This is a genomic window from Maribacter sp. HTCC2170 (assembly GCF_000153165.2).
Lineage (GTDB): Bacteria > Bacteroidota > Bacteroidia > Flavobacteriales > Flavobacteriaceae > Maribacter_A.
In genome coordinates this window covers 25,267-50,748 of sequence record NC_014472.1, presented here as the reverse complement: position 1 = coordinate 50,748, position 25,482 = coordinate 25,267, and the positions used below count along the sequence as shown (strand labels likewise).

Sequence of the window (25,482 nt, the reverse complement as noted above, 5' to 3'; positions counted from 1 at the left end):
AAGTAGGGTTTTCTATTTTTTTAGCAAGCCAATTAACTTTAAAATTAGTAAACGAAATAAAAGTATGAAGGGTAAACCATGAAAAACAACATCAAACCAGTCCATAGGTCCCATCCCGTTGGCTCCTCCAATAATCCATCTTAATTTTCCCCAAATATGTGGTTCAGGGAAGAAAGGTGCTAAACCCAGTGTTAAGCAAAGTAAAATGACGAGTTTCCAGTTATTGATTATCTCCATGACTTTCGCGAACGTTTTTTAGAAATTTAGAAATTGAATCAGTTCCGTGTTTTCTTAAATGTTTGATAAATGCTGAACCAATAATTGCTCCTGACGTTGTTCTTGTTGCTTGCCTAAAGGTTTCAGAATTATTGATGCCGAACCCGACAATTTTTGGAGATTTTAAATTGAGGGACGAAATTCGATTAAAATATTCTTGCTGCTCTTTTCCAAACCCAGAAGTTGCTCCAGTTGTGCTTGCAGAACTTACCATATAAATAAAACCATTTGATGCTTCATCGATTTGTTTAATTCGCTCATCACTGGTCTGCGGGGTTATAAGAAAAACATTTACCAGACCATATTTTTCGAATATTGTGGCATACTCGTCCTGATACACATCTAGAGGTAAATCCGGCAAAATGAGTCCGTCAATACCAATTTCATTACAACGCTTACAAAATGCCTCAACACCGTATTGAAAAATAGGATTAAAATATCCCATGATAATCAATGGAATCGAAACCGTATTTCGAATATCCTTAATCTGTTCAAAAAGTAATTCGGTATGCATTCCATTGTTCAAAGCAATTGTCGATGATTCCTGTATAGTAGGACCGTCTGCCAAGGGGTCTGAAAAAGGCAATCCGATTTCAATCAAATCAACACCATTTTTTTCCAAATCTTCTATGATTTTTACCGTATCATCAATCTTTGGAAAACCAGCTGTAAAATATATAGATAGGATTTTTTCATCCTCAAGTAGCCTTTGGTTTATTCTGTTCATAAATCAAAATATTTAATAAATGTGTCCAAATCCTTATCCCCTCTTCCGGATAAATTAATAACAACAACATCTTCTGGTTTGAACTTTTTATCATCTAAAATTGCAAATGCATGTGAGCTTTCAATGGCAGGAATTATGCCTTCTAGTTTACAAATCATCAAACCTGCTTTCATTGCCTCATCATCTGTTATTGAGATGAATTCTCCTCTTCCAGATTTAAACAAATGGGCGTGCATAGGTCCAACTCCTGGATAGTCCAATCCAGCAGAAATAGAATAGGGTTCGGTGATTTGACCATCTTTTGTTTGCATCAAGAGGGTTTTACTTCCATGAATGATACCTACTTCTCCAAGCGCTGAAGTTGCCGCACTCTCACCCGAATCTATTCCTTTGCCCGCGGCTTCAACTGCAATGATTCCAACATCTGGATTATCCAGAAAATGGTAAAATGCACCTGCGGCATTACTGCCTCCACCAACACAGGCCACTACATAGTTAGGATTTTCAACCCCTTCTTTTTCCATTAGTTGCCATTTGATTTCTTCGGATATGATGGATTGAAATCGCGCTACCATATCGGGGTAGGGGTGGGGTCCAACAACTGATCCAATAATGTAATGCGTATCGACTGGATTATTGATCCAATCACGAATAGCTTCATTGGTAGCATCTTTAAGTGTTCTGCTCCCAGATAATGCAGGTCTAACTTCTGCACCCAACATTTTCATACGAGCTACATTAGGAGCTTGGCGGGCTATATCTATCTCACCCATATATACCACACATTCAATCCCCATTAAAGCACATACGGTTGCCGTAGCTACACCATGTTGACCAGCCCCTGTTTCGGCAATGATTCTTTTTTTGCCCAGTTTTTTAGCCATTAAAATCTGACCGATTGTATTGTTGACTTTGTGAGCTCCTGTGTGACAAAGGTCTTCTCTTTTGAGATAAATTTTTGTATTGTATTTTTTTGAGAGGCGCTCCGCAAAATAGAGGGGGGTGGGTCGGCCTACATAATCTTTTAATAATTGGTCGAACTCTTTTTTGAATGATGGTTCATTCATTATTCGAATATAATTAAGGCGTAACTTTTCTGTATTTGGATAAAGCATTTCTGGAATAAATGCTCCTCCGAATTCACCATAATACCCCCTTTCGTTTGCGTTATAACTCATTTTAATCTTTTTATAAAATCTTTCAATTTCTCAATGTCCTTAAGGCCAGGTTCTATCTCAAACATACTGTTTACATCAATGGCATGACAATATTGGGATTCTGGCTGTTGCATAAATTCTTGGATTGAATCAGCGTCATCCAAACCTATCCCGCCACTTAGAAAAAACGGTTTTGTTGATGGATAATCATTTAGCGTTTTCCAATTGAATTTGTAACCATTTCCTCCCGGTAACTTTCCTTTTGTGTCAAAAAGGAAAAAATCACATACATCTTCAAACGGAGCAAGAATGCTAAAATCAAACTCGTTTTTAATTGAAAACACCTTTATGATTTCCACTCCCTTTAATTCAGTTTTAAGTTGTTTACAAAATGAGGGACTTTCCTTACCATGTAGCTGCACACCCAATAATTGATGTTTTTTCACTTTTTTGATAATCACTTGAATGTCCTCATCCACAAAAACACCTACCTTTTTAATCTTATGTGGAATTATTGTCGATTCCTCATTATAACATCGTTTTGAGGGTTGCCAAAAAATAAATCCCATATAGTCAGGTTTAAGTGTAGCTACTTCAACAGTATTTAGATTCATACCACAAACCTTTAATTTTAAAGGTTTCCTAGTTGAGGTGTCTATATTTTGGTGATACTGACTCATCTTAACTTCTAATTGCGCTTATAAAATCATTGGCGCTTTTGCCAGGATTCTCCGTTTTCATGAAATTCTCCCCGATTAAAAACCCTTGATACCCATATGGTTTCAATTCTTTGATAGCCTCAACAGTACTGATTCCACTTTCAGATACTTTTACAAATTCATGGGGAATCAATTGAGAAAGCGTTTTACTGGTTTCTAAGCTAACTTCGAAGGTTTTTAGATTCCTGTTATTTACACCAAGCATATCTAAACTGGGCATAATTGATTTATGTAATTCCTCTTCGTTATGAACCTCTAATAACACATCTAACCCTAGACTTTTTGCTAATTCTGAAAAGGTTTTGATTTCGGATTTGGTCAAAACTGCAGCAATCAAAAGTATTACATCGGCGCCATGTGCTTTGGCCTCAAGTATTTGATATTCGTCAATAATAAATTCTTTACGAAGTAAAGGTATTTCAACCGAGGCTCGTGCCAACAGCAAGTCTTCTAATGAACCACCAAAATATTTAATATCGGTAAGAACACTCATTCCACAAACACCGGCATTCTGATAGCCTTTGGCAACTTGTCCAACATTTGTATTTTGATTAATTGTTGATTTTGAAGGGGAACGCCTTTTATGTTCTGCAATGATTCCGGTTGAACTATTTCTTAAAGCAGATGCGAGAGAAGCACCATTCCTTTCAAAAAGAAAAGATTTTTCCAATTGAGGCGATGGAATCAGAGATTTCTTTAACTCTACCTCTTTTCGTTTATCAAGAATTATTTTGTCTAGAATGTTCATTTTTTGATTTTGAAATATTTAGGCGCTTAAAGTCTGTAGTTTTTTTAAAGCGGTTAACCCGTGACCTCCTAAAAGTGATTCTTTCGCTTTCTCAAAACCTTCTTTGGGATTAAGTCCGTTTACCGTCGCAATAGCAATTCCAGCATTGGCACAAACCACATTGTTTTGGGCTTCTGTACCTTTGCCTTGCAAAATGGTCATGAATATTTTTGCTGATTCTTCAATAGTTTCACCACCTTCAATTTGAGATTGGGTAACACCTTTTATTCCAAAATCTTCTGGATTTAAAATGCCTTCTGAGTTATTGGAAATTGTTTTGGTCGCACCGGTCAAAGAAATCTCGTCATAACCGTCCAAAGCATGTAGTACAGTGAAATTCTTATCAGTGTTTTGATATAGATACCCATACATTCGTGCAAGTTCCAAATTAAAAACCCCAACCATTTGATTTTTTGGAAAAGCAGGGTTCACCATGGGTCCCAACATATTGAAAAAGGTTTTAACTGCAAGCTCTCTTCTAATTGGCGCTACATTCTTCATGGCAGGGTGAAATAATGGGGCATGTAAAACGCAAATTCCAGCTTCATCAATTGACTTTTTGAGGAAATCGGCTTCATTGCTGAACTTTATTCCTAAGAATTCCATTACATTGCTACTTCCACATTTAGATGAAACCCCGTAATTACCATGTTTGGTAACTTTTACTCCTGCACCTGCCGTTACAAATGATGCTAGTGTAGAAATATTAAAAGTGTCTTTCCCATCGCCACCTGTTCCACATAGATCAATAGGATTGTAATCTGATAAATCGATGGCCAAACAAAGTTCCAATAATGCATTGCGAAAGCCTTCCAACTCTTCAATGGTAATGCTTCGCATCATATAAACGGTTAAAAAAGCCGCTATCTGACTGGTGTTATATTCTCCTTTGGCGATATTGACCAAAACCTGTTTTGCATCTTCTTTGGTCAAGATATCATGATTGATCAATCTATTTAAAATATCCTTCATTTATGTTGAGATTATTTGAGTGTTCATTTTATTCACGGTCTCTTAACCAGTTTTTTAAGATGTTCTTACCCTGAGGTGTTAAAACCGATTCAGGATGAAACTGTACCGAACTAACATTATATTTTTTGTGTCGCAAAGACATTATTTGACCATTTTCATCAATTGAGGTTACCATTAACTCTTCTGGAATATTTGGGTCTACAACCCATGAATGATATCGCCCGACTTCAATTTCCCGCGGCAATCCATCAAAAAGTACATCATCTTTAGTTACTTTTATTTTTGTTGCTATGCCATGATATACTTCATCAAGATTGATCAATGAACCCCCAAATACCTCTGCGATGGCTTGTTGTCCCAGACAAACACCAAAAATGTTTTTGGTTGAGGCATATGTTGAGATGATTTCTTTGAGAAGACCAGCCTGATCAGGAATTCCCGGACCCGGGGAAAGTACAATCCTATTAAAAGCGTCAACCTCCTCTATGTTAAGCTGGTCATTTCTTTTGACTACAACTTCGCAATCCAAATCTTCCAAATAGTGAACAAGGTTATACGTAAAACTGTCGTAGTTATCTATTACCAATATTTTTTTCATAATTATATTCTTTTGGAAATTTTAGATTGTTTCTGCTATTTCCAAGGCTTTGGTCAATGCCCCTAATTTATTATATGTTTCCTGTAATTCATCTTCAGGATTTGAAGCGGCAACCAATCCCGCGCCTGCTTGATAATGTAATTGATGATTTTTGCTCAGAAAGGTCCGAATCATGATAGCATGGTTGAAGTTCCCACTGAAATCCATAAAACCTATTGCTCCACCATAATAGGCTCTATTGGTTTTCTCATATTTTTCAATGAGTTGCATTGCCATATGTTTTGGAGCTCCGCTCAATGTTCCTGCAGGGAAAGTATCAGCAACTACCTTCATAGTCGTGATATCCTTTTTCTTTTGCCCAGTCACTTTAGAAACTAAATGAATAACATGGGAAAAAAACTGAACTTCTCTATAATTGTCTACACTTACCATATTGCCATTTCTACTGAGATCGTTTCTGGCAAGATCAACCAACATTACATGTTCACTGTTTTCTTTGTCGTCCTCAGTTAATTTCTTTGCCAATTCGGCGTCTTTTTCATCATTTCCTGTTCTTTTGAATGTCCCGGCAATAGGATGTATTTCGGCTTTTCCTTCACTAACTATCAGTTGGGCCTCAGGAGAACTTCCGAATATTTTAAAATCACCATAATCAAAATAGAATAAGTAAGGTGATGGGTTTATAGAGCGCAATGCCCTATACACATTAAATTCATCTCCTTTAAAACCTTGTGAAAACCTTCTGGATAATACCAACTGAAAAACATCACCACGTTGGCAGTGCTTTTTAGCCAAAGCAACATGTTCTTTGTACTCGTCATCTCTAAGATTGGAAGTTGCTTCGCCTTCTTTGTTGAAATTATAAGAGGCAAAATTCTTCACGTTCAGGATATGCTCAATTTCGGAAATATTGCTATCAGATTCATAACAGTGAGCGAATAAGTAGGCTTCATTCTTAAAATGATTAATGGCAATTATATTTTGATAAACAGCGTAGTAAATATCTGGGATGCTCACACCACCTTCTTTTTTGCTTACCTGTACATCTTCATAGTACCGAACAGCATCATAAGCCATATAACCGAAGAGACCGTTGTTTATAAATTTGAACGAATTGTCATCGGCTACAAATTTTTGACTAAAATCATGAATGGTTTTAACCACATCGGTGTCAGGCCCAATTTCCTTTGAAGCGCTTTTTCCATCTGGATATTGCTCGATTATCGTTTCGTCCTCAATCTTAATCGATGCAATCGGGTTACAGCAGATATAAGAAAAACTGTTATCATTGGCATGATAGTCACTACTTTCCAAAAGAATACTATTTGGAAATCGATCCCGTATTTTCAAATAGACACTTACAGGTGTAATAGTATCTGCAAGTATTTTCTTGTGATGTGATTTAAATTGATATTTCGACATGTGTTTTTATAATTAAAAAAGGCTTGTCGTGATAGACAAGCCTTTTATATAGTTTTACTACAATGATGCTTTGCTCACGACGTTTTTCGTAAGTTACTCCACCACCATGTATTATTTGTTCTGTTTTTCATTGCCTCAAATATAGAAATGATTTTTAAAACAACAAATACGTTTTTTATAAAATAATAAGCCCAATATGTTTTTGAACATATGGGGCTTAACTTGTGAGGTCAAGTTTATTAAAATACCAAGTCTACAACGAGATCAAATTCATCATAGATTGTCTTGTCACCTAAATTATCAAAGAAACTACCTGATCCATAGCGCACATCATATTGGGCTCGATCTATTTTCATAGTAGCGGTAGCCTTACTTCCATAAATGGATACATCAAAAGTTACTGGTTTGGAAATACCTTTAATGGTCAAGTCACCTGTAACTTTATAAGAGTTTTTGCCAGATGCCTCTACCTTAGTGAAAGCCAAGGAAGAGGTGGGGTGTGTTCCTACACCAAAGAAATCATCCGACTTTAGATGTCCTTCCAATTTTCCTTTGTATTCACCTTCCATATCAGTACTTATAAGCGATGTCATGTCCACTACGAATTCGCCGCCAGTAAGTTTGCCTTCGTCAAACATTAGTGAACCTTCTTTTAGATTCACCGTTCCAGTATGTGATCCTGTAACTTTATAAGCTTTCCAAGTTACCGTGCTTTCTTCAGTTTTGACTTCCTTTTTTTCTCCATCAATTGGTTCAGTGGCGGTAGCCGTGAATCCCAATATTATTGCCAATGCCAATGTTAATAAGTTCTTTTTCATGTTTTTAAAATGTTTATTTGTTATTGTTTAATGATTAAAATTTATTTAATAATAAGTTTAATTGTTCCAATTCCCTTTTTGATAATCGTTTTACTATGCTGTTTTCTATTTCAGAAATGATAACGTCCATTTTCTTCAGTTTTTCTTTTCCTTTTTTAGTGATGCTGATTTCCACTTTTCTTCTGTTTGATGGGCAAGTTATTCGGTCTACATACCCTTTTAGTATTAGTTTGTCAACCAATCGAGTGGTATTACTCATCTTAGTGACCATACGTTCATTCAACGTTGAAAGATTTGCCGGCTTGCCATGCTGTCCTCTTAAAATGCGTAACACATTGAATTGTTGTATCGATACATCAAATGGTTTTAAAGCATTTGAAATTCCTTCATTGATGATATTATTAACCAGCATTAAATGAATAATCGTCTCCTTTTCAATTGAGAGCTTTTCTTTTGTTTTAATACGTTCGTTTATATTCATGTCGATACAATAATTGTATATACAAATATCTATAATTGATATGATTGTGCCAAAGTATTGATCAATAAAGTTTTGTTAAAGTTTAATTCAATAAGGAGTAGCACCTTGTGATTTCAACTATTCATTTTAGAAAATGTATTATTTTTGAACCTTTAATAAAATACAATGGCAGATATAACACAAGAAGAATGGAGAACTAAGCTTAAGGCAGATAGTAATGCTTTTGTTTTAGATGTAAGAACAAAGGCAGAAATTGAGGAGGGATATATCGCAAATGCTATTAATATCGATATATACTTAGGCCAAGGTTTTTTACAAGAGCTAGATAAATTGGATAAAACCAAAAACTACTACGTTTATTGTAGATCAGGGAATAGAAGTAGACAAGCTTGTGCCGTCATGAAAAGTATAGGTTTTGAGAACACTTATAACTTAGAGGGTGGAATGATGGCTTGGCAGGGTGAAGTCGAGCAATAAACCAAATAAAATATTAGAGAAAAATCCCACTTTTAAGTGGGATTTTTTATTTTAGAGGAATGCGCGAAGATTTACTCCATTTCATTTGGAAGTATAAAAGATTACAGCTAGATGACCTGTCTTCAACTCAAAATGAGCTGATAGAAGTTCTCGAAGTTGGTGAGCACAATCATTATGCTGGTCCTGATTTTTTTAATGCTAAAATTAAGATTGGCAGTCAACTTTGGGCAGGAAATGTTGAAATACATTTAAACTCATCTGATTGGTATGCCCATCATCATGAACAAGATTCCAATTATGACAATGTTATTCTTCATGTGGTGTGGAATGATGATGCGACCATATATAGAAAGGACAATTCGGAAATCCCTACATTGGAGTTATTGCAATATGTTCCAAAAAAAGTGCTAAACAGTTATCAAAAACTATTTGATAAGGATAACCACAAGTTCATCAATTGTGAAAATGATATGGCGGCTGTCGAAGGTTTTGTAGTAAACAATTGGCTAGAACGCCTTTATTTTGAACGTTTAATGCAAAAAACGGTTGTCGTAAATGAACTATTGAAAACTTCCAAGAATGATTGGGAAAGTGTGTTGTATACTTTGCTTTTGAAGAATTTTGGTCTCAAAATCAACGGCGAGTCGTTCTTAAGCTTAGGTAAATCTTTGGATTATTCTGTTGTTCGTAAGTTTCGTAAAGACCCATTGCAATTGGAAAGCACTTTATTTGGAATGACAGGTATATTGGAAGATGTGTCTTGTGTAGATTCATATTATTTATCAATGAAAAAAGAATATCACTATCTAAAACACAAATTCAACTTAGATGAAACTGGTGTTTTAACTCCTGGTTTTTTTAAACTTCGCCCATCTAATTTTCCAACAATACGCTTATCTCAATTTTCCAATTTATATAATAAAAACACAAATTTATTTCATAAGATTATTGGTGCTACAACCAAAGCAGAATTATATGAAATCTTTGAAATTTCGGCGAGCAGCTATTGGGACAATCATTTTACATTTGGGAAAGTATCTAAAAGAAGCACTAAGAAACTTACCAAACAATTTATCGATCTATTGATCATTAATACTATACTCCCAATTAAATTTTACCACGCAAAGCATCTGGGAAAAGACTCAAACGAAACCTTGCTTTCGATTGTCAACAGTTTAAGAGGGGAGGATAATAGCGTTTCAAATAGATTTGCTGATTTGGGTATTTCTATTAAAACCGCAGGAGACAGTCAAGCCATTTTGCAGCTTTATAACGAGTACTGTACCAAAAATAAGTGCTTACAATGTGCCATAGGTAGTAGTTTATTAAATAGAAATATTTAATTTTAGACTGTGAATGTTTTCTACCAACCATTATACTATTTTCAAAAACGAGGCTTTGAAGTTTGCAGACGTATTGCTGAACGAATAGGTATTCGTGCAAGGGTTGTTAGAACGTCATTCATTTACCTTACATTCGTAACCCTGGGATTTGGTTTTGCCTTATATCTTTTTTTAGCATTTTGGCTAAAAATCAAAGATTTGGTACATACCAAGAGAACCTCTGTTTTTGACCTTTAGAAATATGCTAAGACTCTTTCGTTCTAAAATATACATAGCAGTTTCTTTAATGGTAGCTATTTTGATTACTGGCGTTATTGGTTTTAGAAATCTATCGGATCTTTCTTGGGTAGATGCTTTTTACATGACGGTTATTACCGTTACAACAGTTGGGTTCACCGAAGTAGGCCCAATGAGCTCGCAAACAAAGATATTCACCATATTTTTAATAATTGCCAGCGTTTTCATATTTGCATTCGCTATTTCGGTAATTACAGAATATATTTTGAGTAGAAACTCTTTAGACGTATTAAAAAAGAAAAAAGTGAAAAACAAAATCAGTACATTATCGAACCATGTGATTATTTGTGGATTTGGACGAAACGGGAATCAAGCTGCTGCAAGACTCAAAGCATATAAAAAACCTTATGTTGTTGTCGAAAAGCATAAAGAGGTAATAGAAAGATATGGCGATAGCGTATTATTTGTAGAAGGTGACGCCAATGAGGATGATGTTTTAATCGCTGCAGGAATAGAACGAGCGCAGTATATTATAACGACCTTGCCAGATGACGCTGCCAATCTCTTTGTAGTTTTATCAGCAAGACAATTGAACAAAAAACTAAATATTATTAGCAGGGCTTCCCAAATCACTTCACAAAAAAAATTAAAGTTAGCAGGTGCGAACCAAGTGATAATGCCAGACAAAATAGGAGGTGATCATATGGCCTCATTGGTTGTTATGCCAGATTTGATTTCTTTTATGGATGAATTATCATTGGAGGGAGAACATACAACAAATTTGGAGGAAGTCGCCATAGAGGTTATTGCTGGAGATGATGAATGCAATTCACTTAGAGACTTGGACTTAAGAAGAAGAACCGGTTGTACTATTATTGGATATATAGCTCCAGATGGCAAATACACCATAAATCCCGAGGCTGATATGCAGTTGCAGCCAAAAAGTAGGGTGATAGTACTGGGAAGACCAGAACAGATTATAAAATTGAACGAAATGTTCAATATCTAAATACTTTTCTTTTACACCAATATTTGATTGGATAGATTATTTTTTGGATATTGCTGTCTTAGCAATTAAACCAAAAAACCAAAATCAAATATTATGAAGTACAAACTTCTTTCATTATTTACCATTTTACCATTATTAGCGAGTGCACAAGAAAAGGGGCTTGATGAAAAGGTCAATGATGCATTTATGCCATTTGCTGTTTGGTGGGAAGGTTTCGTTTTAACCTCTATTCCTATAGCAGGTTATAATTTGCCGGTTGTACTTATTTTATTGATTCTTGGAGCTACATTTTTTACTATTTATTTTAAATTTCCAAATATCAGTAAGTTTTCCTTGGCCATAAATACGGTTAGAGGTAAATATGATGAATTAGATCACCATGGTGTTGAAAAAGCTGACTTAAATATTGTTGATGGTGATTTAGTTGATACCATTGGTGATGAAAGTAAAGAAGGTGAGGTTAGTCACTTTCAGGCCTTGGCCACAGCAGTTTCTGGTACAGTTGGTTTAGGAAATATTGCAGGTGTTGCCGTTGCGATAGCTATTGGTGGCCCTGGAGCGACGTTTTGGATGATTATATGTGGGCTTATTGGTATGTCAACTAAATTTGTTGAGTGTACTTTGGGTGTAAAATATAGAGATGTTGGTGAGGATGGGACTGTTTATGGCGGTCCTATGTACTATCTGTCAAGAGGATTAAAGGAGAGGGGTTTTACCGGATTGGGTAAAGTGCTTGCAGGTATTTTTGCAGTATTGTGTGTTGGAGCTTCGTTTGGTGGTGGTAATGCGTTTCAGTCGAACCAGGCTGCGGTACAATTATCTACAATGCTTAATTTGGAAGGTGGTGCTACGGGTGTTATCATAGGGGTAATTTTAGCAATCTTAGTAGGCATAGTAATTATTGGTGGAATTAAAAAAATAGCAAGTGTAACTGAGAAAATAGTGCCGTTCATGGCGGGTGTATATGTATTGGCTTCGTTGGTTATTATTTTCGCAAATATTGAATACATCGGAGATGCTTTTTCTATGATTTTTGCCGGGGCTTTTTCCCCTGAAGCGGGCTTAGGCGGAATAGTTGGTGTTATAATCGTAGGATTCCAAAGAGCAGCTTTTTCTAATGAGGCTGGAGCAGGTTCTGCGGCTATTGCACACTCTGCAGTAAAAACAAAATATCCTGCAAGCGAAGGGGTTGTTGCTTTATTAGAGCCTTTTATTGATACAGTTGTTATATGTACAATGACAGCACTGGTAATTATTTTCTTTAATATGGATGCTGGCGCTTTTGACTATGGTAACGCAGTAGGTAGCACAGTGCTTTTGAATGAGTCAGGGACCTATGTAGGAGGGGTTGATTTAACTTCAATGGCTTATGATTCTGTAATACCAGGCTTTAGATATATACTGACTATTGCAATTATTCTTTTTGCTTTTTCAACAATGATTTCTTGGTCGTATTACGGTCTACAATCTTGGAAATACCTTTTTGGTCGCGGTAAAAGAGCAGATGTCGTTTATAAAGTATTGTTTTTACTTTTTGTTGTTGTTGGTGCGGCCGCTACGTTAGATGCGGTGATTAAGTTCTCAGACGCAATGATTCTGGCTTTAGTATTCCCAAATATGATTGGACTTTTATTCTTGTTCCCGCGAGTTAAAGAGGAATTGGATAAATATTTAGGTGATATTAAAAAGTTCGTCAAAGGTTAGTTAATCTTTAAATGAAGAAATTCAAATCCCACTTTAAGTTTTCTAAACAGGAACGAAGTGGGATTTTCTTTTTGTTATTGATTATAGTTTTTTTGCAGGTTTGCTTCTTCATATTCAAGTATACTTTCAAAAACGAAGAATCAAGTCTTGTTTTGGATGAGGAGACTCAGGCAAAAATAGATTCTTTGAAACAGGAGCTGGCCATCAGGGATTCAATAACCATTTACCCTTTTAATCCCAATTTTATTTCAGATTATAAAGGATATACATTGGGCATGTCAGTGAAAGAGATTGATAGACTTCATGCCTTTAGGTCTGATGGAAAGTTTATAAACAGTGCGTTGGAATTCCAGATGGTTACCAAAATATCTGATTCTTTACTGAAGTTGATATCTCCCAACTTTAAGTTTCCAAGTTGGGTTTCAAATAAGAATAAAGATTCTGAAACAGGTAGGAGTCTTTTTCAAAATAAGAGCCAATTCGAAACTACCATAAAGAACTTTGAAATCAAGGAAATAAACAGCGTTACCGCCGAAGAGCTCCAAACCGTAAGTGGTATTGGAGATAAACTTTCCAACAGGATAATAAAATTCAGGGACAGGCTTGGGGGTTTTATGGTCAACGAACAGCTTTATGATGTATACGGACTTGAGCCTGTAGTGGTAAAGAGAGCGCTTGAAAGATTCAAGGTTTTAAGCGAGCCAAGCATTTCAAAAATCGATATTAACACAGCTTCTGCTCAAGAGATTTCAAAATTAATTTACTTAAGATATGAACTTGCAAGCAAAATTGTGGAATATAGGCAAGTGAACGGGGTTTTCGCATCCTTCGAAGAATTAAATAATATTGAAGGTTTCCCAACTGATAAGATCAATAGAATTCAATTATATTTGTCCCTCTAAAATTGATTCGAATGTTCAAAGAAATTATGTGTTTTGATTACTCGGAAACCCAAGAACATGTTGCCGCCTCAGCAAAACAATTTGCAGAGCAGCACATACGGCCTCATTTTATGGAATGGGACGAATCCCAGGAATTTCCTGTTGCCCTTTTTAAGAAAGCAGGTGAAATGGGCTTTATGGGTATTTTGGTTCCTGAAGAATATGGTGGTTCAGGTTTAGGATACCATGAATACATTGCAATAATAGAAGAAATTTCAAAGGTAGATCCTGCTATAGGGCTTTCCGTAGCTGCTCACAATTCCTTATGTACAAACCATATTTTATCCTTTGGTAATGAAGAACAAAAGCAGCGCTGGATTCCAAAACTGGCAAGCGGCGAGTGGATTGGTGCATGGGGACTAACTGAACATAATACAGGTTCTGATGCCGGAGGCATGAGTACAACCGCTGTCAAGGATGGTGATGATTGGGTATTGAACGGGGCCAAGAACTTTATTACCCATGGTATTAGTGGTGATATTGCAGTGGTAATTACTAGGACTGGCGAAAAAGGAGATAGTCATGGCATGACGGCTTTCGCAATTGAAAAAGGTACTCCCGGTTTTTCAAGTGGTAAGAAAGAAGATAAGTTGGGAATGCGAGCCAGTGAAACAGCTGAACTTATATTCAACAATTGTAGAGTTTCTGATAAGAATAGATTAGGTAAAGTAGGTGAAGGGTTTATTCAATCAATGAAAGTGTTGGATGGGGGAAGAATCTCTATCGGAGCTTTGTCCCTGGGGGTATCGAAAGGTGCCTATGAGGCGGCATTGAAATATTCAAAAGAGCGCATTCAGTTTGGTAAGCCCATCAGTCAATTTCAGGGTATATCTTTTAAATTGGCAGATATGGTGACTGAAATTGAAGCTTCCGAATTATTGTTGCATAAAGCGGCATTTTTGAAAAATGAAGGTAGGCCCATGACCAAATTGGGGGCCATGTGTAAAATGTATGCATCCGAAGTTTGTGTTAAGGTAGCTAATGAAGCCGTTCAAATACACGGCGGTTATGGGTACACTAAAGATTTTCCGGTAGAAAAGTTTTACAGGGATTCAAAACTATGTACAATAGGAGAAGGTACTACCGAGATACAAAAAGTGGTAATTTCTAAAATTATTTTAAAATAGATTCAATCTATTCCAGATATTCGTTTTATATTTGCGCCCTTAATCACTAAAGAAAGGAGGTTGTAGCCCATGTTAATTATACCAATAAAAGAAGGAGAAAACATAGATAGAGCTTTAAAACGTTTTAAGCGTAAGTTCGATAAGACAGGTACAATGCGTCAATTGCGCAAACGTCAGCAATTCACGAAACCCTCTGTTACTAGAAGAGCTCAGATACAAAAAGCACAATACATACAAGGTTTAAGAGATCAAGAAGAAATCTAGAACCTGTTATTAAAGTGTACAATTATTGAAAAAAATCCCATCAGTTACGATGGGATTTTTTATTTTCACTAATTCACGACTCAACTTTAGTAACTTTGTTCTATGTCCGTACAGTCCTTTACCTCATACCTATTGTTAGAGAAAAATTATTCGAAGCATACGGTAAACGCATATGAAAAAGACATACAATCTTTTATTGACTTTTGTGACAAAGAGCTTAAACTAGAAAGTATCAACAATGTCGAATACAATATCATAAGAAATTGGATAGTGACACTTGTTAATACGGGTATTTCAAATAGATCGGTAAATAGAAAGATTGCCAGCTTAAAAGCTTATTATAAATTTCTACAGCGAGTGGGCAGCATTAACATAAACCCTTTGGCGAAACATAAAGCACTTAAAACGTCAAAAAAAATTGAGGTGCCATTTTCTGAGGAAGAAATGCAACGGATTTTGTTGCAGTTACCTTTTGAGGATGATTTTGAAGGTAGTCGCGATAAACTTATTATTGAGTTGCTGTATACGACAGGAATAAGAAGATCTGAATTAATTAATCTCCGAACCAATTCAGTTGATCTTAATCAGAGGTCAATGAAGGTTTTGGGTAAAAGAAACAAGGAACGTATTGTGCCATTACTATTACCAACAATTGATTTGTTTGAAGCTTATTTTCGCTATCGAAAAGAGCTTGAAAATATTACACATGATGAATATATTTTTCTGACCATTTCGGGCAATAAAATATATGAAACTCTTGTTTATAGAATTATAAAGGGGTATTTTAGTAAGGTGTCCTCCAAGGTGAAAAGGAGCCCGCACATATTACGACATACCTTTGCAACCCATTTACTCAATAAAGGAGCAGATTTAAATTCGGTAAAAGAGTTGCTGGGTCATTCAAGTTTGGCTTCGACCCAAGTTTATACACACAATAGTATAGCCGAACTTAAAAAAGTACATTCATCTGCCCACCCTAGGGGTAAAAAATTGTGAGGTCAATTTACATCGTTTAACATTTAAAATTTTAATCTATGAAAGTAAACGCTCAATCAGTTAATTTTAATGCGGATAGAAAGCTCTTGGATTTTGTTCAGAACCGAATGGATAAGTTGGAAACATTTTATGATAAAGTGATAAGTTCAGATGTTTATTTAAAAGTAGAGAATACAAGTTCAAAAGAAAATAAGATTGTTGAGATTAAGTTAAATGTGCCCAAAGATAAATTCGTTGTTAAAAAACAATGCAAATCGTTCGAAGAAGCAGTTGATTCGGCTTGTAGTTCTTTGCAGAGGAAACTTAAAAAAATGAAAGAAATGCAGCGGGTGAAAGTGTGATGAAAATTTTGTCAAAATTATTTTGATTAAACAAATAAATATATACATTTGCAGTCCGTTAGAAATAGCGGACTTTTTTATGCGTAAAAAAGTGTTGATAGGCCGATGTAGCTCAGCTGGCTAGAGCAGCTGATTTGTAATCAGCAGGTCGTGGGTTCGAGTCCCTCCATCGGCTCGAAAGTTCTTTAAAATAAGGTATTGGGGAGATACTCAAGCGGCCAACGAGGGCAGACTGTAAATCTGCTGACTACGTCTTCGCAGGTTCGAATCCTGCTCTCCCCACTATATTTTGAAAAACGAAAATCAGAAATTCAGTTATGTGAAATTCTGATGAAAACGATTTTTTGTTTATGAGAACTTGAGTAAAAATCCAAAAAAAGGATTTTGAATTGAAATTTTGAATTAAAAATGCGGGAGTAGCTCAGTTGGTAGAGCGTCAGCCTTCCAAGCTGAATGTCGCCGGTTCGAACCCGGTCTCCCGCTCTGATTATCAAAAGAAAAAAATCTTTTGATATGTTCTTTGGATATTGAATAATATTAAGGATGAATTTAGAATTTGTCCTGGGCAAAGTCAAGGAAACTTGATCTGGAGCTCAAAGACCTTGGGTTGACGTTTGTTGTAATTTCGATGTTGTTTTGGTTTATCCAAAAACGTGTGACATCAACCAGGAACCCAACAAGCCGACGTAGCTCAGGGGTAGAGCGTTTCCTTGGTAAGGAAGAGGTCACGAGTTCAAATCTCGTCGTTGGCTCAATTTTGGCATATAATTGTACACTAATATAAACTAAGATTAAAATTCATTAAAAATGGCAAAGGAAACTTTTGATCGTTCCAAACCGCACTTAAATATAGGTACCATTGGACACGTAGATCACGGTAAAACTACATTGACTGCTGCTATAACAACAGTTTTAGCAAATGCAGGGCTTTCAGAAAAGAGAGATTTCGATTCTATCGATAACGCTCCTGAAGAAAAAGAAAGAGGTATAACTATCAACACTTCGCATGTTGAATACCAAACTGCTAATCGTCACTACGCGCACGTAGATTGTCCAGGTCACGCGGATTACGTTAAGAACATGGTAACTGGTGCTGCACAGATGGACGGTGCTATCTTGGTTGTGGCGGCGACAGATGGTCCTATGCCACAAACACGTGAACACATACTTTTGGGACGTCAGGTTGGTATTCCAAGAATCGTTGTATTCATGAACAAAGTCGACATGGTTGACGATGAAGAGCTTTTGGAGCTAGTTGAAATGGAAATAAGAGAATTGCTTTCTTTTTATGAATACGATGGTGATAACGGACCTGTTGTTGCTGGTTCTGCTTTAGGCGCGCTTAATGGAGAGCAAAAATGGGTAGATACGGTAATGGAATTGATGACAGCTGTTGATGAGTGGATTGAGCTTCCAAAGAGAGATATTGATAAAGACTTTTTGATGCCTGTTGAAGATGTATTTACGATTACTGGTCGTGGTACTGTTGCAACCGGTCGTATAGAAACTGGTGTTGCTAACACAGGTGACGCAGTTGATATTATTGGTATGGGTGCTGAGAAATTAGCTTCTACCGTAACTGGTGTTGAAATGTTCCGTAAGATTTTGGATAGAGGTGAAGCTGGTGATAACGTAGGTATCTTGTTAAGAGGTATTGAAAAATCAGATATCAGTAGAGGTATGGTAATTTGTAAGCCAGGTTCTGTTAAGCCACACGCGAAATTTGAAGCTGAGGTTTATATCCTTAAGAAAGAAGAAGGTGGTCGTCACACTCCTTTCCACAATAACTATCGTCCACAGTTTTATGTAAGAACTACTGATGTTACGGGTAATATCGCACTTCCAAGTGGAGTTGAAATGGTAATGCCTGGGGATAACCTTACTATTACTGTAGATTTGATTCAGCCAATTGCGTTGAGTGTAGGTCTACGTTTTGCTATCCGTGAGGGTGGTAGAACAGTTGGTGCTGGTCAGGTGACCAAAATCATAGACTAAGGTTAAATATAAGATTTTGCATTTGAGGTGTCCCGCTACGGCGGGATACCTTTCAATGTAAATATAAACGGGTGTAGCTCAGTTGGTAGAGCACTGGTCTCCAAAACCAGGTGTCGGGAGTTCGAGCCTCTCCTCCCGTGCTAAAAAGGAGAAAGAAGTTAAGGTAAAGTTCATTTAGAATGTTCTTTCTGTTTAATTAAAAGATTAAAACAAATGTTGACTTATATAAAGGAATCAATAGAAGAGTTAAAGAACAATGTTACTTTACCTTCTAAGGCAGAATCGTCTAACTTAATGGTTGTTGTTGCAGTATTTTCAATATTGTTCGCATTGGCAACTTGGGGTGTGGATTCTGTTTTCAGTAAATTGATCAAGCTTTATTTCAGCAACGTTTTAAACTAAGTCGAGCCTTATGTCAGAAGTATTGGAAAAAAAATGGTATGTGGTAAGAGCTGTCAGTGGTCAAGAGAATAAAATCAAGGGCTATATTGAGAGTGAAGTAACGAGACTTGGGTTTTCTGACTATTTAGAAGATGTATTGGTGCCTACAGAAAAGGTCATACAAATCAGAAATGGAAAGAAAATAAATAAGGAACGAGTTTATTTTCCTGGGTATATCATGATCAAAGCCAATTTGGGTGGAGAAATGATTCATATAATACGTTCAATAACCAATGTAATTGGTTTTTTGGGTGAAACAAAAGGTGGTGACCCTGTTCCGTTGAGGAAAACAGAAGTTAACAGAATGCTTGGTAAAGTGGATGAATTGGCTGTGAATACTGATAGTATTGCGATACCATTTGTGCATGGAGAGACGGTTAAGGTTATTGATGGGCCTTTTAATGGTTTCAATGGGACTGTTGAGAAAATAAATGAAGAAAAGCGTAAACTCGAGGTAATGGTTAAGATTTTTGGAAGAAAAACACCATTGGAGTTAAGTTATATGCAAGTAGAAAAAGTATAATAATATTGTTACATATTTAAAAGTTGTGTTGCTTCCTAAAAACACACTTTCAATTTAATTTTAAACAATGGCAAAAGAAGTAGGTAAAGTAGTTAAGCTACAAGTTAGGGGAGGTGCAGCGAATCCATCGCCACCGGTTGGACCCGCCTTAGGTGCTGCCGGTGTTAACATCATGGAGTTCTGCAAGCAGTTCAACGCTCGTACGCAGGATAAACCAGGTAAAGTTTTACCAGTTGTTATCACGGTATATAAAGATAAGTCATTTGACTTCATCGTAAAAACACCGCCAGCGGCAGTTCAACTTTTGGAAGCAGCTAAGATTAAAAAAGGATCTGGCGAACCTAACAGAGTAAAATTAGGTAGTGTAACCTGGGACCAAATCAAGGCAATAGCCGAAGATAAGATGGTTGACCTTAATGCATTTACCGTGGAATCGGCTATGAGTATGGTAGCTGGTACTGCACGGTCAATGGGAATGAAGGTAGCAGGCAAGAGACCTTTTTAAAATCTTAAAAGCAATTAAATGGCAAAGTTAACAAAGAAGCAAAAAGAAGCCCACGCTAAAATTGATAGAGAAAAACTTTATTCAGTTGATGAGGGTTCAGCTTTAATAAAAGAGATAACCAATGCAAAATTTGATGCATCTATTGATTTAGCTGTTCGTTTGGGTGTTGATCCGCGAAAAGCAAATCAAATGGTTCGTGGGGTGGTTACATTACCACACGGTACAGGTAAAGATGTTAAGGTTTTGGCCTTGGTGACCCCAGACAAAGAAGCAGAGGCTAAAGAAGCTGGAGCAGATTATGTTGGGTTGGACGAGTATTTGGATAAAATCAAAGGTGGTTGGACAGATGTTGATGTAATCATCACCATGCCAAGTGTTATGGGTAAATTAGGGCCTTTAGGTCGTGTTTTAGGACCAAGAGGTTTAATGCCCAATCCAAAAACTGGAACAGTTACTATGGACGTTGCTAAAGCAGTAACTGAAGTAAAGGCAGGTAAAATTGATTTCAAAGTAGATAAAACGGGTATTGTTCATGCAGCAATTGGAAAAGCTTCTTTTTCAGCGGATAAAATTGCAGGTAATGCCAAAGAATTATTGGAAACTTTGAATAAAATGAAACCTTCTTCGGCTAAAGGGGTGTATATGAAATCTATTTTCATGTCCAGCACTATGAGCCCAAGTGTCCAATTAGATCCAAAAACAGTTGATTAACTGGTAGTTCAAAATTTTAATTATGACAAGAGAAGAAAAATTAAACGTTATAGAAGATTTAACTGCTCAGTTAGCTGAAAATTCAACTATTTATTTAGCTGATATTTCAGGATTGGATGCGACCACAACTTCAAATTTGAGAAGAGCGTGTTTCAAGGCCAATGTTAAACTATCAGTAGTTAAGAATACTTTACTTGCTAAAGCAATGGAGGCCTCTGATAAAGAATTCGGGGAACTACCAGAAGTTTTAAAAGGTAATACATCTTTGATGTTTGCTGAAGCAGGTAATGGTCCGGCAAAACTTATCAAAACTTTTAGAAAAAAGTCAGATAAGCCTTTGTTGAAAGGAGCTTTCGTTGAGGAGGCAGTTTTCGTTGGTGATGATAAATTAGATACTTTGGTAAGTATTAAATCCAAAGAAGAAATGATTGGAGAAATTATTGGCTTGTTACAATCACCAGCCAAAAATGTTATTTCTGGTCTTAAATCTGGTGGTGGTAAACTTGCAGGTATCTTGAAAACATTATCAGAAAAATAGTACGCACTTAAACAATTATATTTTTAAAAATTTTATTAAACGATAGAAAAATGGCAGATTTAAAAGATTTCGCAGAACAGTTGGTTAACTTGACCGTAAAAGAGGTTAATGAGTTGGCTGATATATTAAAAGATGAATATGGTATTGAACCTGCAGCTGCAGCTGTAGCTGTTGCCGCTGGTGGTGGAGCCGCTGAAGGTGGTGAGGCTGCTGAGGAACAATCAGAATTCGATGTAATTTTGACTGCAGCAGGTGGTTCTAAACTTGCAGTTGTTAAATTGGTTAAGGAGTTAACTGGTTTAGGATTGAAAGATGCAAAGGATATCGTTGATAGCGCACCAAAAGCCGTTAAGGAAGGTGTTTCTAAAGACGAAGCCGAAGGTATTAAAAAATCATTGGAAGAAGCAGGAGCAGAAGTTGAGCTTAAATAGTCGCAACTACCATAACACTTTGGGTTTAGGTCTTACCGTTATTTGCGGTTAGACCTAAGCCTTTTTATGCATTAAGTATATAAAGCTATATACTACCCATTAGTATTCACGATCAAAATTTTGTCCATAGATGTTCACAAATCAGACTGAGAGAATAAATTTTGCATCCGCTAAGAACACGCCGGAGTATCCGGATTTCTTGGACATTCAGATTAAGTCATTTCAAGATTTTTTTCAACTTGAAACTAAATCTGATCAAAGGGGCACTGAAGGATTGTATAATACCTTCATGGAGAACTTTCCAATTACAGACACGCGTAACCAGTTTGTGTTGGAATTTTTAGATTATTTTATAGATCCACCAAGATATTCCATCCAAGAATGTATAGAGCGTGGTCTTACCTATAGCGTTCCGCTAAAAGCTAGGTTAAAATTATATTGTACTGATCCTGAGCATGAGGATTTTGAGACCATCGTACAAGATGTGTACCTAGGTACAATTCCTTATATGACTCCTAGTGGTACTTTTGTTATCAACGGGGCAGAGCGTGTGGTTGTATCACAGTTACACCGTTCACCTGGTGTTTTCTTTGGACAATCATTTCATGCCAATGGAACCAAGTTGTATTCTGCCAGGGTTATCCCTTTTAAAGGGTCTTGGATAGAATTTGCTACCGATATCAATGGTGTTATGTATGCCTATATCGATAGAAAGAAAAAATTACCTGTTACAACGTTGTTCAGGGCAATAGGTTTTGAGAGTGATAAAGACATTCTTGAAATCTTTGACCTCTCCGAAGAAGTGAAAGTTTCAAAGGCAGGTCTTAAAAAAGTATTGGGTCGTAAATTGGCTGCTAGGGTATTGAATACATGGCATGAGGATTTTGTTGATGAAGATACTGGAGAGGTTGTTTCAATAGAAAGAAACGAAATTATATTAGATCGTGATACGGTTTTAGAAAAAGACCATATCGAGGAGATTTTGGGTACTGATGTCAAAACTATTCTTTTACATAAAGAGAATAATGCGCAATCTGACTACGCCATTATCCATAATACGTTACAAAAAGATCCAACAAACTCTGAAAAAGAAGCTGTTGAACATATATATCGTCAATTACGTAATGCTGAGCCGCCAGATGAGGAAACGGCACGTGGTATAATTGATAAATTGTTCTTTTCTGATCAACGTTACAACTTAGGTGAAGTTGGTCGTTATAGAATGAACAAAAAATTACAGTTGGATATTGGAATGGATAAGCAGGTCTTAACCAAAGAAGATATCATTACGATAATTAAATATTTAATCGAGCTAATTAATTCTAAAGCAGAGATTGATGATATTGACCACCTTTCTAACCGTCGTGTAAGAACAGTTGGTGAGCAATTGTCTTCTCAGTTTGGTGTTGGTTTGGCACGTATGGCGAGAACTATCCGTGAACGTATGAATGTACGTGACAACGAGGTGTTTACTCCGATTGATTTGATTAACGCAAAGACATTGTCTTCAGTTATCAACTCTTTCTTTGGAACAAACCAGCTTTCACAGTTTATGGATCAAACGAATCCATTGGCTGAGATTACCCACAAACGTAGATTGTCTGCATTAGGGCCAGGAGGTCTATCTAGAGAAAGAGCAGGTTTCGAGGTTCGTGATGTTCACTATACACACTATGGAAGGTTATGTCCTATTGAAACTCCTGAAGGGCCAAATATTGGTTTGATTTCTTCTCTCGCTGTTTTTGCGAAAGTGAACCCAATGGGCTTCTTGGAAACTCCGTATAGAAAAGTAGATGGAGCCAAAGTAGATACTAAAGAGTATATGTACCTAAGTGCTGAGGAAGAGGAAGGAATGAAAATTGCTCAGGCTAACATTCCCCTTAAGGACAATGGTGCAATAGATTCTGAAAAAGTAATTGCCAGGGAAGAAGGTGATTTCCCTGTTGTTGACCCTAAAGAGGTAAACTATACTGATGTTGCTCCTAACCAAATTGCTTCGATTTCAGCTTCGTTGATTCCATTCTTGGAACATGATGATGCGAACCGTGCATTGATGGGGTCTAACATGATGCGTCAAGCAGTTCCATTGCTGAAGCCTCAATCACCGATTGTAGGTACTGGTCTTGAAAGACAAGTTGCCTCCGATTCTAGAGTATTGATAAATGCAGAAGGCGATGGTACTATTGAGTATGTTGATTCACAAAAAATCACCATTAAGTACAAAAGAACTGACGCTGAAAGATTAATCAGTTTTGATGAAGACGAAAAGACGTATAACTTGGTTAAGTTTAGAAAAACAAACCAAGGTACCAGTATTAACTTAAAACCAATCGTTAAGAAAGGTGATAAAGTTAAAAAAGGACAAGTTCTATGTGAAGGTTATGCTACTGAAAAAGGTGAACTGGCCTTGGGTAGAAACCTTACTGTAGCTTTTATGCCTTGGAAAGGATATAACTTTGAGGATGCGATTGTAATTTCTGAAAAAGTTGTACGTGAAGATATCTTTACTTCAATACATGTTGATGAATACGCTTTAGAAGTAAGGGATACCAAACTAGGTGCTGAGGAACTAACGCATGATATTCCAAACGTTTCTGAAGAGGCTACAAAAGATCTTGATGAAAATGGGATGATTCGTATTGGTGCGGAGGTTAAACCTGGAGATATTCTTATTGGTAAGATTACTCCAAAAGGCGAATCTGACCCAACACCCGAAGAAAAATTGTTGCGTGCTATTTTTGGTGACAAAGCAGGTGATGTAAAAGATGCGTCACTTAAAGCCTCTCCTTCGCTAAGAGGTGTTGTAATTGATAAGAAATTATTTTCAAGATCTATTAAAGACAAGCGCAAGCGCTCTGAGGATAAAGAGGCAATTTCAACATTGGAGTTGGAGTACGAAGTTAAATTCCAACAGCTTAAAGATGTCTTGGTGGAAAAATTATTCACTTTGATAAACGGAAAGACTTCGCAAGGGGTATTGAACGATTTGGGTGAAGAAGTTCTTCCAAAAGGGAAGAAGTATACCATGAAGATGCTTAACTCTGTTGATGACTTTGCGCACTTGGTTGCAGGAACTTGGACAACAGATAAAGATGTAAATCATTCTGTTGCTGATTTATTGCACAACTATAAGATTAAGCTTAATGACCTACAAGGAAACTTGAGAAGAGATAAGTTTACAATTTCTGTTGGCGATGAATTGCCTGCAGGAATCATGAAGTTGGCCAAAGTTTATGTTGCTAAAAAACGTAAGCTTAAGGTTGGTGATAAAATGGCTGGTCGTCACGGTAACAAAGGTATTGTTTCAAGAATCGTACGTCAAGAGGATATGCCTTTCTTAGAAGACGGTACTCCGGTTGATATCGTATTGAATCCATTGGGTGTACCATCGCGTATGAACATTGGCCAGATTTATGAAACTGTTCTTGGTTGGGCAGGTCTTAAATTAGGTAGAAAATATGCTACTCCGATTTTTGATGGCGCAACTTTAGATGAAATCAATGCTTACACCGATGAGGCTGGAATTCCACGCTTTGGACATACACACTTATATGATGGTGGTACAGGTAAGCGATTTGATCAGGCTGCGACGGTAGGTGTTATTTACATGTTGAAATTAGGTCACATGGTAGATGATAAGATGCATGCGCGTTCAATAGGACCTTACTCTTTAATAACGCAGCAACCTTTAGGCGGTAAAGCACAATTTGGTGGTCAGCGTTTTGGAGAGATGGAAGTTTGGGCTCTTGAAGCATATGGAGCATCTGCGACTTTGCGTGAAATATTGACCGTTAAGTCTGATGATGTTATTGGTAGGGCGAAAACTTACGAGTCAATCGTTAAGGGTGAAACAATGCCAGAACCTGGTTTGCCAGAATCTTTCAATGTATTGATGCACGAACTTAAGGGATTAGGTTTGGACATTAGATTGGAGGAATAGTT

General features: G+C 36.7%; 27 protein-coding genes and 5 tRNA genes. 23 read left to right on the top strand and 9 right to left on the bottom strand.

What is annotated here, in order from left to right:
* Positions 1–220 precede the first annotated feature (220 nt).
* From trpA to FB2170_RS00165, 9 genes are all read right to left on the bottom strand, one after another.
* On the bottom strand, positions 221–1,003 hold the full coding sequence (gene trpA / locus FB2170_RS00205) for a tryptophan synthase subunit alpha (protein WP_013304468.1): 783 nt from the start codon (positions 1,001–1,003) through the stop codon (positions 221–223).
* Complete coding sequence (gene trpB, locus FB2170_RS00200; RefSeq protein ID WP_013304467.1) at positions 1,000–2,181, bottom strand: tryptophan synthase subunit beta; 1,182 nt, start codon at positions 2,179–2,181, stop codon at positions 1,000–1,002. Before trpB ends, trpA begins: the two co-directional genes overlap by 4 nt.
* Complete coding sequence (locus FB2170_RS00195; protein ID WP_013304466.1) at positions 2,178–2,840, bottom strand: phosphoribosylanthranilate isomerase; 663 nt, start codon at positions 2,838–2,840, stop codon at positions 2,178–2,180. The genes trpB and FB2170_RS00195 overlap by 4 nt, the downstream gene beginning before the upstream one ends.
* Position 2,841: 1 nt before the next feature.
* A complete protein-coding gene (gene trpC / locus FB2170_RS00190) occupies positions 2,842–3,627 on the bottom strand; it encodes an indole-3-glycerol phosphate synthase TrpC (RefSeq protein WP_013304465.1) in 786 nt (261 codons plus the stop codon).
* Between the two features lie 18 nt (positions 3,628–3,645).
* The gene (trpD, locus tag FB2170_RS00185) at positions 3,646–4,638 is read right to left on the bottom strand and encodes an anthranilate phosphoribosyltransferase (protein ID WP_013304464.1); all 993 of its coding nucleotides are present in this window, start codon (positions 4,636–4,638) and stop codon (positions 3,646–3,648) included.
* Positions 4,639–4,666: 28 nt separating this feature from the next.
* Complete coding sequence (locus tag FB2170_RS00180; protein ID WP_013304463.1) at positions 4,667–5,236, bottom strand: anthranilate synthase component II; 570 nt, start codon at positions 5,234–5,236, stop codon at positions 4,667–4,669.
* Positions 5,237–5,257: 21 nt separating this feature from the next.
* On the bottom strand, positions 5,258–6,658 hold the full coding sequence (locus FB2170_RS00175) for an anthranilate synthase component I family protein (RefSeq protein ID WP_013304462.1): 1,401 nt from the start codon (positions 6,656–6,658) through the stop codon (positions 5,258–5,260).
* A gap of 239 nt (positions 6,659–6,897) precedes the next feature.
* Positions 6,898–7,476, bottom strand: coding sequence for a YceI family protein (locus FB2170_RS00170; RefSeq protein WP_013304461.1), 579 nt, complete (start codon positions 7,474–7,476; stop codon positions 6,898–6,900).
* A gap of 34 nt (positions 7,477–7,510) precedes the next feature.
* A complete protein-coding gene (locus tag FB2170_RS00165) occupies positions 7,511–7,957 on the bottom strand; it encodes a MarR family winged helix-turn-helix transcriptional regulator (RefSeq protein WP_013304460.1) in 447 nt (148 codons plus the stop codon).
* Between the two features lie 165 nt (positions 7,958–8,122).
* Here FB2170_RS00165 and FB2170_RS00160 point away from each other — a divergent pair, with 165 nt between their 5' ends.
* From FB2170_RS00160 to rpoB, 23 genes are all read left to right on the top strand, one after another.
* Positions 8,123–8,434, top strand: coding sequence for a rhodanese-like domain-containing protein (locus FB2170_RS00160; RefSeq protein ID WP_013304459.1), 312 nt, complete (start codon positions 8,123–8,125; stop codon positions 8,432–8,434).
* Positions 8,435–8,493: 59 nt separating this feature from the next.
* Positions 8,494–9,777 carry a DUF2851 family protein gene (locus FB2170_RS00155; protein WP_013304458.1) on the top strand — a complete coding sequence of 428 codons (1,284 nt, stop codon included), beginning with the start codon at positions 8,494–8,496 and terminating at the stop codon, positions 9,775–9,777.
* Positions 9,778–9,786: 9 nt separating this feature from the next.
* A complete protein-coding gene (locus tag FB2170_RS17495; protein WP_013304457.1) occupies positions 9,787–10,014 on the top strand; it encodes a PspC domain-containing protein in 228 nt (75 codons plus the stop codon).
* 4 nt (positions 10,015–10,018) lie between these two features.
* The gene (locus tag FB2170_RS00145) at positions 10,019–11,023 is read left to right on the top strand and encodes a potassium channel family protein (RefSeq protein WP_041632605.1); all 1,005 of its coding nucleotides are present in this window, start codon (positions 10,019–10,021) and stop codon (positions 11,021–11,023) included.
* Between the two features lie 93 nt (positions 11,024–11,116).
* Entirely contained in the window at positions 11,117–12,727 is a 1,611-nt protein-coding gene (locus tag FB2170_RS00140) for an alanine/glycine:cation symporter family protein (RefSeq protein ID WP_013304455.1), read from the top strand.
* Between the two features lie 11 nt (positions 12,728–12,738).
* Positions 12,739–13,629 (top strand): ComEA family DNA-binding protein, encoded by an 891-nt coding sequence (locus tag FB2170_RS00135; RefSeq protein ID WP_013304454.1) that lies wholly within the window; start codon positions 12,739–12,741, stop codon positions 13,627–13,629.
* Positions 13,630–13,655: 26 nt separating this feature from the next.
* Positions 13,656–14,795, top strand: a complete 1,140-nt coding sequence (locus FB2170_RS00130; RefSeq protein ID WP_041632931.1) for an acyl-CoA dehydrogenase family protein — start codon at positions 13,656–13,658, stop codon at positions 14,793–14,795.
* 69 nt (positions 14,796–14,864) lie between these two features.
* Entirely contained in the window at positions 14,865–15,059 is a 195-nt protein-coding gene (rpsU, locus tag FB2170_RS00125; RefSeq protein ID WP_013304452.1) for a 30S ribosomal protein S21, read from the top strand.
* Positions 15,060–15,161: 102 nt separating this feature from the next.
* The gene (locus FB2170_RS00120) at positions 15,162–16,055 is read left to right on the top strand and encodes a tyrosine-type recombinase/integrase (protein ID WP_013304451.1); all 894 of its coding nucleotides are present in this window, start codon (positions 15,162–15,164) and stop codon (positions 16,053–16,055) included.
* Positions 16,056–16,093: 38 nt separating this feature from the next.
* Positions 16,094–16,396, top strand: coding sequence for a ribosome hibernation-promoting factor, HPF/YfiA family (gene hpf, locus FB2170_RS00115; RefSeq protein ID WP_013304450.1), 303 nt, complete (start codon positions 16,094–16,096; stop codon positions 16,394–16,396).
* Between the two features lie 101 nt (positions 16,397–16,497).
* Positions 16,498–16,571: transfer RNA gene (locus tag FB2170_RS00110), tRNA-Thr, on the top strand.
* A gap of 25 nt (positions 16,572–16,596) precedes the next feature.
* Positions 16,597–16,678, top strand: a tRNA-Tyr gene (locus FB2170_RS00105).
* A gap of 128 nt (positions 16,679–16,806) precedes the next feature.
* A tRNA-Gly gene (locus FB2170_RS00100) sits at positions 16,807–16,879 on the top strand.
* Positions 16,880–17,076: 197 nt separating this feature from the next.
* A tRNA-Thr gene (locus tag FB2170_RS00095) sits at positions 17,077–17,148 on the top strand.
* Positions 17,149–17,203: 55 nt separating this feature from the next.
* Positions 17,204–18,391, top strand: a complete 1,188-nt coding sequence (gene tuf / locus FB2170_RS00090) for an elongation factor Tu (RefSeq protein WP_013304449.1) — start codon at positions 17,204–17,206, stop codon at positions 18,389–18,391.
* Between the two features lie 67 nt (positions 18,392–18,458).
* Positions 18,459–18,531 (top strand) — tRNA-Trp (locus FB2170_RS00085).
* A 73-nt stretch (positions 18,532–18,604) separates the two neighbouring features.
* Positions 18,605–18,793 (top strand): preprotein translocase subunit SecE, encoded by a 189-nt coding sequence (gene secE, locus FB2170_RS00080; RefSeq protein WP_013304448.1) that lies wholly within the window; start codon positions 18,605–18,607, stop codon positions 18,791–18,793.
* 10 nt (positions 18,794–18,803) lie between these two features.
* Positions 18,804–19,355 carry a transcription termination/antitermination protein NusG gene (gene nusG / locus FB2170_RS00075; protein ID WP_013304447.1) on the top strand — a complete coding sequence of 184 codons (552 nt, stop codon included), beginning with the start codon at positions 18,804–18,806 and terminating at the stop codon, positions 19,353–19,355.
* Between the two features lie 67 nt (positions 19,356–19,422).
* The gene (gene rplK / locus FB2170_RS00070; protein WP_013304446.1) at positions 19,423–19,860 is read left to right on the top strand and encodes a 50S ribosomal protein L11; all 438 of its coding nucleotides are present in this window, start codon (positions 19,423–19,425) and stop codon (positions 19,858–19,860) included.
* 18 nt (positions 19,861–19,878) lie between these two features.
* Positions 19,879–20,571 (top strand): 50S ribosomal protein L1, encoded by a 693-nt coding sequence (gene rplA, locus FB2170_RS00065; protein WP_013304445.1) that lies wholly within the window; start codon positions 19,879–19,881, stop codon positions 20,569–20,571.
* A 22-nt stretch (positions 20,572–20,593) separates the two neighbouring features.
* Positions 20,594–21,109, top strand: coding sequence for a 50S ribosomal protein L10 (gene rplJ, locus FB2170_RS00060; RefSeq protein WP_013304444.1), 516 nt, complete (start codon positions 20,594–20,596; stop codon positions 21,107–21,109).
* Between the two features lie 50 nt (positions 21,110–21,159).
* On the top strand, positions 21,160–21,540 hold the full coding sequence (gene rplL, locus FB2170_RS00055; RefSeq protein ID WP_013304443.1) for a 50S ribosomal protein L7/L12: 381 nt from the start codon (positions 21,160–21,162) through the stop codon (positions 21,538–21,540).
* A 130-nt stretch (positions 21,541–21,670) separates the two neighbouring features.
* Positions 21,671–25,480, top strand: coding sequence for a DNA-directed RNA polymerase subunit beta (rpoB, locus tag FB2170_RS00050; protein WP_013304442.1), 3,810 nt, complete (start codon positions 21,671–21,673; stop codon positions 25,478–25,480).
* The last annotated feature ends 2 nt before the right edge of the window (positions 25,481–25,482 follow it).